This is a genomic window from Nonomuraea sp. NPDC050643, assembly GCF_040654715.1.
In the GTDB taxonomy this organism is placed as follows: Bacteria; Actinomycetota; Actinomycetes; order Streptosporangiales; family Streptosporangiaceae; genus Nonomuraea.
In genome coordinates this window covers 1-11,602 of sequence record NZ_JBFAIM010000094.1, presented here as the reverse complement: position 1 = coordinate 11,602, position 11,602 = coordinate 1, and the positions used below count along the sequence as shown (strand labels likewise).

At 71.9% G+C, this 11,602-nt stretch carries 11 protein-coding genes and 1 pseudogene; 6 read left to right on the top strand and 6 right to left on the bottom strand.

The window, feature by feature from the left end:
- Positions 1-5: 5 nt before the first annotated feature.
- From AB0I15_RS60550 to AB0I15_RS60540, 3 genes and pseudogenes are all read left to right on the top strand, one after another.
- A pseudogene (locus tag AB0I15_RS60550) lies at positions 6-653 on the top strand (dipeptide/oligopeptide/nickel ABC transporter ATP-binding protein); the annotation flags it as partial.
- Positions 645-1,397 carry a polysaccharide deacetylase gene (locus AB0I15_RS60545; protein ID WP_358118474.1) on the top strand — a complete coding sequence of 251 codons (753 nt, stop codon included), beginning with the start codon at positions 645-647 and terminating at the stop codon, positions 1,395-1,397. The pseudogene AB0I15_RS60550 and the gene AB0I15_RS60545, both read left to right, overlap by 9 nt.
- Positions 1,394-2,269 (top strand): polysaccharide deacetylase, encoded by an 876-nt coding sequence (locus AB0I15_RS60540; RefSeq protein ID WP_358118408.1) that lies wholly within the window; start codon positions 1,394-1,396, stop codon positions 2,267-2,269. The genes AB0I15_RS60545 and AB0I15_RS60540 overlap by 4 nt, the downstream gene beginning before the upstream one ends.
- 909 nt (positions 2,270-3,178) lie before the next feature.
- Here the strand turns inward: AB0I15_RS60540 and AB0I15_RS60535 are convergent.
- From AB0I15_RS60535 to AB0I15_RS60525, 3 genes are all read right to left on the bottom strand, one after another.
- The gene (locus AB0I15_RS60535) at positions 3,179-4,339 is read right to left on the bottom strand and encodes a serine hydrolase domain-containing protein (protein WP_358118406.1); all 1,161 of its coding nucleotides are present in this window, start codon (positions 4,337-4,339) and stop codon (positions 3,179-3,181) included.
- Positions 4,336-5,526, bottom strand: a complete 1,191-nt coding sequence (locus tag AB0I15_RS60530; RefSeq protein WP_358118405.1) for a serine hydrolase domain-containing protein — start codon at positions 5,524-5,526, stop codon at positions 4,336-4,338. The genes AB0I15_RS60535 and AB0I15_RS60530 overlap by 4 nt, the downstream gene beginning before the upstream one ends.
- A gap of 117 nt (positions 5,527-5,643) precedes the next feature.
- The gene (locus AB0I15_RS60525) at positions 5,644-6,963 is read right to left on the bottom strand and encodes an FtsX-like permease family protein (RefSeq protein ID WP_358118403.1); all 1,320 of its coding nucleotides are present in this window, start codon (positions 6,961-6,963) and stop codon (positions 5,644-5,646) included.
- Between the two features lie 247 nt (positions 6,964-7,210).
- On the opposite strand from AB0I15_RS60525, the gene AB0I15_RS60520 reads away from it, so the two are divergent.
- Positions 7,211-7,741: a GNAT family N-acetyltransferase gene (locus AB0I15_RS60520; protein ID WP_358118401.1), complete on the top strand. Its 531-nt coding sequence runs from the start codon at positions 7,211-7,213 to the stop codon at positions 7,739-7,741.
- Positions 7,742-7,852: 111 nt separating this feature from the next.
- Here AB0I15_RS60520 and AB0I15_RS60515 read toward each other — a convergent pair whose 3' ends face one another.
- Positions 7,853-8,218 carry a hypothetical protein gene (locus tag AB0I15_RS60515; RefSeq protein ID WP_358118399.1) on the bottom strand — a complete coding sequence of 122 codons (366 nt, stop codon included), beginning with the start codon at positions 8,216-8,218 and terminating at the stop codon, positions 7,853-7,855.
- A gap of 269 nt (positions 8,219-8,487) precedes the next feature.
- On the opposite strand from AB0I15_RS60515, the gene AB0I15_RS60510 reads away from it, so the two are divergent.
- Together AB0I15_RS60510 and AB0I15_RS60505 are read left to right on the top strand one after the other, a co-directional pair.
- Entirely contained in the window at positions 8,488-9,108 is a 621-nt protein-coding gene (locus AB0I15_RS60510; RefSeq protein WP_358118397.1) for a hypothetical protein, read from the top strand.
- Between the two features lie 20 nt (positions 9,109-9,128).
- Positions 9,129-9,506: a roadblock/LC7 domain-containing protein gene (locus AB0I15_RS60505; RefSeq protein ID WP_358118396.1), complete on the top strand. Its 378-nt coding sequence runs from the start codon at positions 9,129-9,131 to the stop codon at positions 9,504-9,506.
- A 55-nt stretch (positions 9,507-9,561) separates the two neighbouring features.
- Here the strand turns inward: AB0I15_RS60505 and AB0I15_RS60500 are convergent, their stop codons facing one another.
- Together AB0I15_RS60500 and AB0I15_RS60495 are read right to left on the bottom strand one after the other, a co-directional pair.
- A complete protein-coding gene (locus AB0I15_RS60500; protein ID WP_358118394.1) occupies positions 9,562-10,605 on the bottom strand; it encodes an endonuclease/exonuclease/phosphatase family protein in 1,044 nt (347 codons plus the stop codon).
- A gap of 80 nt (positions 10,606-10,685) precedes the next feature.
- Positions 10,686-11,549 (bottom strand): hypothetical protein, encoded by an 864-nt coding sequence (locus AB0I15_RS60495; RefSeq protein WP_358118393.1) that lies wholly within the window; start codon positions 11,547-11,549, stop codon positions 10,686-10,688.
- Between the last annotated feature and the right edge of the window lie 53 nt (positions 11,550-11,602).

Below are 11,602 nucleotides of genomic sequence, written 5' to 3'. Positions count from 1 at the left end.
CCCGAATGCTGCTGAACATCGAAGACCTGCGGGTCACCTTCCCCCGCAAAGGACAGCCCGACACGATGGCCGTGGACGGTGTGTCGTTCACCGTCGGCGAGGGCGAGTCGGTGGCGCTGGTGGGCGAGTCCGGATGCGGCAAAAGCACGCTCGGCCGGGCGCTGCTGCGGCTGGTCGAGCCCACGGCCGGGCGCGTCGAGTTCGACGGCACCGACGTGACCGCGCTCGACGGGCGCGGTCTGCGACGGCTGCGCCCCCGGATGCAGATGGTCTTCCAGGACCCGATGGCCAGCCTCGACCCCCGGCAGAGCGTCGGCGCGGCACTGACGGAGCCGATGCGGGCCCACGGCCTGGCCGGCGACCGCGCCGGCCGCGGGCGCCGGGTGCGCGAGCTGCTCGACTCCGTCGGCCTGCCGGGCTCGGCGGCGGAGAGATACCCGCACGAGTTCTCCGGCGGGCAGCGGCAGCGGGTGGGCATCGCCCGCGCGCTGGCGCTCTCACCCGACCTGGTCATCGCCGACGAGCCGGTGTCCGCGCTCGACGTCTCGGTGCAGGCCCAGGTCGTCAACCTGCTCATCGACCTGCAGCGCGAGCTCGGCCTCACCTATGTCGTGATCGCCCACGACCTGGCCGTCGTACGCCACATGAGCGACCCCCACGACCTGCGCGACTCGCCCAAGCGCTTCGCGATCGGCGCGTACGGCCCGGCGCGCGGCACCCGCCGCATACTCGACCTGCTCGACGGCCACGGCGTCCCGGCCACGTTCTTCGTCCCCGGCTGGGTCGCCGAGTGGTGGCCCGGCACGGTCCGCGAGATCGCCGAACGCGACCACGAGCTCGGCCACCACGGCTACATGCACGAGCTCTACTACGCCAAGACGGTCGCGGAGCAGCGTGAGCTCATCCTGCGCAGCCAGGACGCCTTCCAGAAGGTGGCCGGGCGCACCGCGACCGGGTTCCGGACGCCGTCCGGCGACTTCCGCGCCGACAGCCCGCGGCTCCTGCGGGAGCTGGGATTCTCCTACTCCAGTTCGATGCGCGGCGACGACCGGCCCTACCGGTGGGTCATCGACGAGCGGCCGACCGACCTGATCGAGATCCCCGCGCAGTGGGAGCTCGACGACTACCCGCAGTTCTCCTACAACTACGCGCCGCCCGTCCCGAACGGCCAGGACCGCCTGGCCGGAACGGAGGCGACGCTCGACAACTGGCGGCGCGAGTTCGACGGATACCACCGCTACGGGCTCTGCTACGTGCTCATGGCCCACCCGCAGGTGATGGGCCGGCCCAGCCGGGTCCGCCTGCTGGACAGGCTCATCGAGCACATCAAGGGCCGCGGCGACGTTTGGTTCGCCACCGGCGCCCAGATCGCGGACTGGTGGAGGGAGACCCGATGACCCCGCTCGAATGGCCGGCGGGCGCGCGGTGCGCCGTGGTGGTCACCGTCAACCTCGACGCCGAGCACTTCTGGCTCCAGCTCGACGAGTCATGCCGCGAGCGGCCCAAGACGCTCTCCATGGGGGAGTACGGCCGGCGCCGCGGCGTGCCCCGGGTCCTGGACGCCCTGGACGCGGCCGGGGCCACCGCGAGCTGGCTGACCCCCGGGGCCGTCGCCGGCAGATATCCCGACGTGCTGGCGGAGATCGCGCGACGCGGCCACGAGGTCGGCTGCCGGGGGTTCGGCGCGGAAGACCTGACCCGCTACGACGCCGCCGGGCAGCGCGACCTGCCGGCTCGCGCGGGGGAGGAGATCGAGAAGGCGACCGGACGGCGTCCCACCGGGTTCCGGCCGCTGTCGCACGAGGTCACCAACGACACCGCCGGGGTGCTCGGCGAACTCGGATACACCTGGACGTCGATGGCACGCGGGGACGACCGGCCGTACTTCCTGCACACGCCGTCCGGGAGGTCCGACGTGGTCGAGGTGCCGGCCTCATGGGAGCTGGACGACTTCAGCAGGTTCATGTTCAACTACGGGCCGCCCTTCCCGAAGGGCAACAGCCGCATCGCCGGCTACGCCCAGGTGCTGGACGACTGGCGGCTGGAGTTCGACGCCTACCACCACTACGGTCTGTGCGCCGTGCTCACGATCGAGCCCTCCTGCATCGGCAAACCCGGCCGGATCGGCCTGCTCGAAGAGCTGCTGGCTTATGTGCGGGAGCCCGGTGACGTGTGGTTCGCCACCGGCGCGCAGGTCGCCGAGTGGTGGCGCGGCCGGGCGACCACCAACGACCCCGGCGACCCGGAGACCTCCCGACTCCGGCTGTAGCCACCAGCGACCCCTCCCGCCGGGGCGCCGCTCTCGACGGAGGCCAGGCCGGTCACCTGGCAGGACCTGCGGAATTGGCCGCTCACGGACCCCTGCCCGTCGGCGACCAACTCCTCGGCCGCCGGAGCACCGCCCCGGCAAGCCGCCCCGGCCACCGGCCGCCCGGGTCATCGGTGTGCGGGCTTCTCGGTTGACGTGGCGATCTGCCAGTCGGCGTGCCGCCCCGGTGACCCGGCCGAAGGTGCCGCCCCTGGCCGCTGGCGTGCGGTCCTCTCCGTTGGCGTGCTGCTCTGCCCGTCGGCGGCCCGGTCTGGCCGACGGCATGCCGCCCGTCCCCCCTCAGGCGGCATGCCATGCCATATGACAGGTCCCATTCCGAGGGTGCCTGGGTGGCGACAGTGGCCTGAGCTTGACGGTCGCCGGTGAATGGTGCCGCCTGAGGGCTTGCTCTTGTGGGCGGAGAAGGTGAATCAATGCAGGGGAACCTTGGCATCCTCGACGTCGGCGAGGTCGAGGGCGAGGTGGGCTCTGCTCGGCGGAGCGTCGGGAGGGTGGCGCATTCGCTGGGCTCGTGGCCGGGTCGGCGGCATCCTCTGGTCGGTCGGCAGGAGCTTGATGCCGAAGCCACTCGGAGACGGCGACACGAACGGCCGGTCGTCGGCATAGTCGATGAAGCCTCGTCATCGGACTGGTCGTGAGCCCGCACCGCAGCTCCGGGCTCGGCTTCAGCGGCAGGCGGGCATAGGACGTGGTCGTCTGCCTGCGAGCCGCGAAGGCGCGTGGGCCGAGCGCGGGTCCTGGATCGCGTCGGTCGCCGAGCCCGCCTCCCGTACCGGTTCACGAAGTCGCGCGCCCGCGCTCTTCGTGGTCCCCGTACGGGACGCGAGGTGTGAAAGGCCGGTGGGCGTGTCAGCGGAGAGCGGCGTACACCGCCGTCGTCAGGCGGCGGGCGTTGGCGTCGGCGCCTTCGATGTAGCCGGACATGCGGTTGGGCACGTACGCGAAGGCCAGGTCGTGCACGGGGTCGGCGAAGGCGAGGGCGCCGCTGGTGCCGCCGTGCCCGAACTGGGTGGGCGTCTCCCCGGGCCACAGCGGCCCGCCCGGCAGCATGAAGCCCAGGCCGAACCGGGTGTCCATGAGCATGACCCGGTCGTGGCCGCTGGACTCGGTCCGCAGGGCGTCCTGGAGCAGGCCGGGATCGAGCAGACGGTGTCCATCGACCTCGCCGATCAGGGACGCGTACAGCCAGGCCAGGGCGGAGGCGCTCGCCACGCCGCTCATCGACGGTTCGCCGAGGGCCAGGAAGGCGGGGTCGTTGAACTGGTCGGTCCGGGACATGGCCAGCGAGTTGAGCGATCTGGCCAGCAGCGTCCTGGAGGCGAAGACCGCCTTGCCGAACTCGGCGAACTCCGGTTCCTTGGGCCGGGCCCGCATCAGCTCCATGATCGGGAAGATCAGCGGCGCCAGCCGTCCGGCCTCGCGCTCAGGCAGGCCGATGAACACGTCCTTGCCCGTCACGGTCGTGACCCGCTGGGACAGGACGTCGCCGACGGTGGAGCCGCCGACGCGGCGGACCACCTCGTCGAGGATCCAGGCGCCGGTGCTCGGGTGGTAACCGTGCGCGCTGCCGGGCGGCCACGCCGGAGTCTGCGCGGCGAGTGCCGCGGCCGGGCCGTCTCCCGCGATCATGGCGCGCGAGGAGATCGGCCGGTCGAGGGCGGGGACCCCGGACCGGTGCGACAGCAGCCAGCGCGGGGTGACGTCCTGCTTGCCTGCGGCGGCGAACTCGGGCCAGCAGTCCGATACGGGAGTGTCCAGCCGGAGCGTGCCGTCCTGGACCAGGAGCAGCACCGCGACCGTCAGCAGCCCCTTGGTGGCGCCGGTGATCGGGGCGATCGTGTCGGCGTCCCAGGGCCGGCGCGTCTTGACGTCGGCGGTGCCCGCCCAGATGTCCACCACGGGCGCGCCGCGGTGGTAGACGCACAGCGCCGCGCCACGGTCATCGCCCTTGCCGACGATCTGCCCGAAGGTCTCGGCGACGGCGGCGAAACGCGGCTCCAGCACCGTCACCGCCGTCCCTCGTACAGGGCCTCGATCAGGCCGCGGACCCGGAAGTCGCCGCCTTCCAGCAGCTCGGAGCCGCGGTTGGGGACGTACGCGAACGCCAGCCCGCGCTCGGGATCGGCGAACGCGAACGAGCCGCTGGCGCCGCTGTGCCCGAACAGCCCGGCGATCTCCTCCGGCGCGGGCCACATCGGGCCGCCGGGCAGTGCGAACCCGAGCCCCCACGACGTGCGCACCCGCAGGATCTCGTCGATGCCGTCGCCGTGCGAACGCCGCGCCTGGTCCATGAGCCGAGGGCTGAGCAGCCGGACGCCGTCCACCTCGCCGATCAGCGCGGCGTAGTAGCGCGCCAGCGAGGGGGCGGAGGCGACACCGTCCATGGACGGGCTCTCCACCTGGTAGGTGCTCGGGTCGTTCGTGGTGTCCCACCCGATGGCGACGCTGCCGAACATCGAGCGGTACGTCAGCGTGGTGGGATCGTTCAGCGCGTGGACCATGCCGGCCAGTTCGGGCACCTCCATGCCCAGCATGACCTGCTCGGCTTCGGGGACCACCATCGTGGCGATCCGGGACAGTTCGCCGTCCGGCACGCGGAGGTAGCAGTCCAGGCCCCCGAGCGGCGCGGCGATCTCGCGGGCGAAGAACTCGCCCAGGCTCGTCCCGGCCACCCGCCGGACGATCTCACCGGTCAGGTGGCCGAAGGTCACGCCGTGATAGCCGTGCGCGGTGCCGGGCGGCCATTCGGGCGTGGCGGCGGCCAGGGTGTCCGTGATCGGCGTCCAGTCCCGCAGGTCCTCCCAGGTGACCGGCCTGGCCTCCATCGAGGTCAGCCCGGCGCGGTGGCTGAGCAGCACGCGAACGGTGATGCCGCCCTTGCCGCCCTGGGCGAACTCCGGCCAGTACGCCGCCACCGGAGCGTCCAGGTCCACCTGGCCGCGCTCGACCAGCAGCAGCAACGCCCCCGCAGCGAAGGTCTTGGTGGTCGAGGCCAGGGGCGCGATCGTGTCACGCTCCCACGGCCGCCCGGTGTCGAGGTCGGCCAGGCCGCCCCACAGGTCCACGACCTGCTCTCCGTGCCGGTAGACGGTCAGCCCGGCGCCCACCTCGGCGCCCTGGGCGAAGTTGTGCCGGAAGGCGTCCGACACCGGCTCGAAGCCGTGGGCGACCGTCCCGTGAACTTCGGTGACGTCCATGATGCTCCTGTCCATCTCGCTCGACCGACCGGTAGGTCGGCTGTCGAGACGGCAGCCTATCTACCGGTCGGTCGGGTGGCAAACCGGTACCGGCCCACGCCCGTACCGGGTGGCGGATCAGGGTGCGGACAGGGCGTCGACCGGCCTGGTGCGCAGGGCTCCGGCGGCCGTGGGGAGCGAGGCCGCCATGACGAGCAGCAGCGCGCCGCCGGCGATGGCCCCGTACATCCAGATGGGTCCGGACGCCAGCGGCGATCCGGTCTTGACCAGGCTGTACGGCACCGTGGTCGCGGCGGCGGCGACCGTGCCGAGGACGACGGCGAGGACGGCGGTCACCACTCCCTCGGCGGCGACCATGCCCAGCACCTGGCCGCGCGTGGCGGCGGACAGCCGCAGGAGCCCGAATTCGCGGCGCCGCCGCCGGGTGGCGGCGATCAGCGTGTTGACCACGACGATCGCCGTGAACGTGATGATCATGGCGACGACCAGGTAGTTCACCGGGGCGAGTTGCGCGCTCACGCCGGTGGTGCCCTGGCTGACGCTGTCCTCGGTGCTCTGCATGTAGAGCGTCCCGCCGGCGATGCCGACCAGGAGGATCAGCGGCGAGGCCACACCGCCGGTGTGCCGGGGCCGGGCGTGCACGTTGCGGGCGGCCAGCCGGCCGACCGCGCCGAACCGCGCGTTGGACAGCCATCCGACCGGCAGGACGGCCGCCGGGCTGAGCAGGGCCAGGCCGACGGCGACGGCGACGCCCGCCGGTCCGGCCGTGCTGGACAGCAGAGGGCCGTCGTCCATGAACAGCGTCGTGGCCGACAGGCTCAGACCTATTACGAGCAGCCCGGCGCCGGCGACGCGGCCCCGCGTGAGCGCGCGGGCGGGCGGTGCGGCGGTGAGCGCCCGCACCGGCGGGATGGAGGCGGCGCGCCGGCTGGAGATCAGCGCGGCGGCGACGGCGGCGCACAGGGACGTGCCCGCGCCGATCGCGACGCACAGCCGGCCTGCCTGCAGCACGGTCCCGGCGCCGACCAGACCGCCGTCCACCAGCCGTCCGAGGACGACCGAGCCGAGCCCCACGCCCGGCAGCAACCCGGCGGCGATCGCGGGCACGGCCACGACGATCGTCTCCAGCACGACGCTCTGCCGGATCTGGCGCGGGGTGGCGGCGATGGAGCGCAGCAGCGCCAACTCCTGCTCCCGATGCTCGATCGTGAGGGACACGGTGGAGACGACGCCGAAGGCCACGATCGCCACGGTCCAGCCGCCCAGGATCGCCGGCAGCATGATCAGGAAGCCGGAGTCGCGGCCCGTCGCCAGGCCGGTCTCCAGCAGGCTCGCGAACGCGGCGAGCAGCGCGGTCCCGGCCGCCATGACGGCGGCCGAGGCGAGGCAGGACGCCCGGTGGGCGCGGATCGTGCCGAGGGCCAGACGCCACCTCATCGTGCGCCTCCGGCCTGGGCGGGCGCCGACAGGCGGGCCATCCGCGCCGCCACCGTGGCCGCGTCGGGCCGGGACAGGCGTCGGAGCCGGAGAACATCTTCGAGTTCGGCATCCACCGCATGCTCGACGGGATCGAGACCCTGATCCGCGAGCGTTCGCCCGATGCCGGTCGTGGGGCGTCCGGGTGAAGGACTCCGCGCGGCCTCTCCGGGGCGGGGCAGTGCGCCACGGGTGATAGAACGGCCGGGTGAATCGTCTGTATCGCCAAGATCGCCTGGAATGGACCCTCGACCGGGAAGCCGACGTCTCCTCCGACACGCACGAGGCCCTCGCCGGCCTGCTGGCCCGCGCGTACCCGACGTACGCGGGGATCTTCGGGGGCCGGCGGAGCTGGACCTGGGCCCGTCCGGAGGCCCGCATGGTCGGCACGGCGGACGCCCGGCCCGTCGCTCACCTGGCCCTGCTGCGGCAGTTCGCGCAGACGAGTGAGAGCGGCGAGAGCCTGCTGGTCGGCGAGGTGGGCCTGGTCGCCGTCGATCCCGACTTCCAGGGCCGGGGCATCGGCCGCAAGCTGCTCGCCCAGACCGCCACGGAGATGGCCGGCCTCGCGATGTCCTTCGGTTTCCTGACCTGCAGCCCCGCCGTGGTCCCGTTCTACGAGAGCGCGGGCTGGCATCAACTGCCCTACGCGCCGGTCGTGGCGGGCGACACGTACACCATGATCCTCCCCCTCCACGCCCCCCTCTCCACCTGGCCCCGCCCGCTCCAGGCGACCTGACCTCGGGGACCGGTCGTCGCGACTCGGTCCGGCCGTGACCCGAGGCGTCGGACGACGCCTCCTGGTCCCGCCGCCGGCACGCTTATCGTCAGAAATTAATGACAATTCACGTCAGAGCGAGATTTCGCCCTCGATGCGCCGAAGATTGAACCGGGCGAGTGCCAGGTTGGCGCGTTCCCGGTCGAGAACCAGATAGAGGAAAAGCTGGCCGCCAGGCGTCTTGAGAAGCCGGATGATGTGGTATTGGGCTTTCAGTGTGATGAGGATGTCCTCGATTTCGTCATCGAGCTGGAGTGAGGCCAGTGTGCGCAGCTTGGCCCGTACCACTTCGGTGTTTCCGGCGGCGGCGACTTCGAGGTCGAGGTCGCGGCCGCCCCCGATGGCGCCGAGGGCCATGCCGCTGCCGTAGTCCACGAGCGCGGCGCCCAGTGCGCCCTCGATGGTCATGGCGTTCTTTAGTGCGGTCTCAATGTTCATGTGACTCTTTCTGTCTTTTGTGGCTGCAGGGACATAAAGTACCCTTGTGACCCCAGATAGTGAAGGGCCACAAAGTGCCAGCGCGAGAGGTCGACGACTTGAGCCCCGTAGGCTCGATGCTGCGAAACGGCAGACAGGTGACGGCGTCTGGCCGGCTCCTGATCGAGGGCAGCCCCGGTGGCCAGGTTTACCTGCGAGATGGCCGAATCATCGCGGCCGTCACCCCTGTCTCTCCGGGCCCCGAATCGCTGCTGCTCCGCTCGGGCCGCGTGAGCGAGGACGCTTGGAACGTTGCATTCAGTGCGGGCGCGCCCGCCGGCCGGGTCGGCCCCGAACTGGTCGCCCGCGACGCCGTGGGCAGCGCCGGCCTGGAGGCCGTCTGCCTGATGGCCACGTTCGACGCGCTGTTCGCCATGGCCATGTTCGGCGCCAGGACGGGCACGGTGGAGCCGCTCGGCCCCGGCGATCTGCTGCCGCACCTGCTGGTGCAGCCCGGCATCCCCATCGAGCGGCTGGACCGGGAGACCGCCCGCCGCCTGGAGATCGCCGCGGGCTGGCAGGCGGTCGGCGTCACCGCCCAGTGCCGGCCGGCGGCCGTGCGCGCGGCGGCCGAGTCGCCGATCAGGCCCGACGCGCTGCGCCAGTCCGTGCTCGGCAAGGCCAACGGCCGCCGCACACCCCGCGACATCGCCTTCGCCCTCGGCCAGGGCCTGTTCGTCGTCATGCAGGAACTCGCCGACATGGCGCGCGAAGGGCTCCTCACCACGGACCCCGTGATGAGGCCCGACGACGACCCCACCCTGGACGACGACTCGTTGCGTCTCCCGGTACTCCCGCGCCACCAGGCGACGGCGAGCAGGCCGCGGGGCAGCGAAGACCAACGGAAATAGCACCCGAGAAAGTCGTGATCATGGCACAGAACCCTATTCTCGCCGAGCTCCACTACCTCCGTGACCAGGTGACGGGGGTGATGGAGACGGCGGTCGCGACCGTTGACGGGCTCCTCGTGGTCGCCGACACCGACGGCGCCCGGCCGGAGGTCGTCTCGGCGCTGGCCGCCGCCACCCTTGGGCTCGGCAAGCGCACCGGGGCGGAGGTGGGCATGGGCGATCTGCGCGAGGTGGTGATCCGCTGCCGTGGCGGCTACATCGTCGTGTACGCGGTCGGCCGCATGGGCCTGCTGGCCGTCCTCGCGGACGAGGGCCTGGACGTGCCGCGGCTGCACATCGAGACCCGGCCCACCGTGGAACGCCTGGACGCCCTTTTGACCCAGGGCAGCCTCAACTGATCACACTTGTTCGAGTCGCGCGCCGAGCCGGCAGGCAGGAGGACACCGCACCAGATCAGGCGTAGGCCAGGCTGACGCTGGCCGGGCGGTGGTCGCTCGCGCGTTCGTCGCGGGCGGAGCCGTCGGCGGCGATCTGCGCCGCCCAGGCGTCATGCTCCAGCCGGCCCGACCCCGGCACCTTGCTCAGCGGTGAGCCGCCGTTCATCAGGGCCGGGGAGAGCAGGATGTGGTCAAGGAGCACGTGCCGCTGCGGCTCCTCGGTGACGAAATCGTCGAACACGGCGCTGAAGCGCTGGTCCTCGGCGACGTCGGCCTGGGCGTGGCCGAAGAGCCGCTCCGGCTGGTACGGCGAGCCGACGAGGATGTCGGTGACGTTGTGGGCGAGGTACATCTCCTCGAAGTAGTCCTGGCCCGGCCCGTCGTTCAGGTCCCCGAGCACGACGAACGCCGAGTCCGGATCGGCGTCCATGCGCTGCTCCATGGCCCTGCGGATGTGCATGGCCTCGTTGGCGATCCGCCGCCGGTTGCGCAGCGCGGCCCGGATGAACTCCGGGCGGCGGGCGGGGTCCTGCCACATCGCGCGGCCCTGGTTGATGAAGTTCGACTTCAGGTGTGCGACCACCACCTCCAGCCGGGCCCCGTCGACGTCGGCCGTGCAGCACAGCGGGTTCCTGGTGAACGCGTACTCGTTGAGGTCGCCGTCACCGTCGACGTCGGCCAGCCACGGCTCGATGAGCGGCGCGGCGTCCGTCGAGGAGGTGAGGGCGGCCGTGACGCGATCCGGCTTGAACAGCAGCGCGAGCTTCTGGCTGCCGCCGGAGTCGCCCTGCACGAAGTCGTAGGTGGCGGTGCCGTCGACGGACAGGTACTCGTTGACGAACAGCGCCAGCTCCGCCGCGCGGCTCGGCGCCTCCACCAGCGCGATGATGTCCGCGTCGATGTCGGAGATCATCTTGGCCAGGCGGCCGGCGGCCTCCGCGGTGATCCCCTGTTCGCCGTCGCGGGAGAAGGTCGGCTTGAAGGCGGCCGGCTGGGCGTCGGGGGTGAACCAGTCGTTCATCCACTCGCCGTTGACCGTCGTGATCTTGAGTGTCGTCATGGCTGTTCCCTCCGTTCGTCGGACCGGCCGGGCACGTTCGTCCCCTGGCCGGCGGTGCCGTGCGGGGCCGTTCCCCGGATTCATGCCTGGACCGGCTGGGTGAGAGCGATCCCGGCTCCGACCACGTGGGCGACCTCGGGGTGGGCGAGGTACTCGTCGATGTTGTGGGCGCGGCTCACGGGGTTGGCGACGGGGACCTCGGTGAGTTCCCCCTGCCAGTGGCCGGCCAGGGGGCAGCCGATGGCGACCGGGTCGATGGGCGACCAGGCGTTGAACCAGCGGGCCACCCGGTCCGGACGGTGCGGCCCCCCGCTGAGCAGGCGCTGCTGGACGGTGTCCAGGCCGAGCGGGCTGCCGGCGGTGACGAGGAGGTCGACCTCGCAGCCAGGGTCGAGCCGGGTGAGGAGGTCCATGCCGACGACCGTGCCCAGGCTGTGGCAGACCAGCACCACCCGGCCGGTTCGCGGCATCGTCTGGAGCACGCGCTCCAGGACCGCCTCCCGGACCCGCTCGTCATCGAGGTAGGCGGCGACGTCTCTGAAGATCGCGGCGATGAGCAGCCGATCCAGATCCGTGGTGTCGGCGAGCCAGCTCAACCCCTGCTGTACGACGTCGCCCAGCGCCTCCGCCCCGGCCGGGCGCGCCGCGGGCAGCCCGGCCCGGCTCGCCGCCTCGACGATCATCTGCTCGTACAACCGCCGCGTGCCGTCGGCCTGCGGCGCGGCCGCCTCAACGGGATCGTCGATGGGCCCCCGGGCGGCGCGGGAAAGGGCCTCCTGCGCCCCCATGGCCTGGACGAGCTGGTTTCCGTAGTACGGGAACCAGGCGTCGGCGGGCGCGATCGTGTCCAGCCCCGCCCGGGTGAGCCCGCCGTTCAGTCCGGCGGCCCAATCCCTGCGCAGTTCCCAGCCGTATATACCCGGATCTGGGCGATCACTAGGCATCTTGGTAAAGATGTACATGATCCTAACCGGGGGGCTTCTTTCCTAAGCCATCG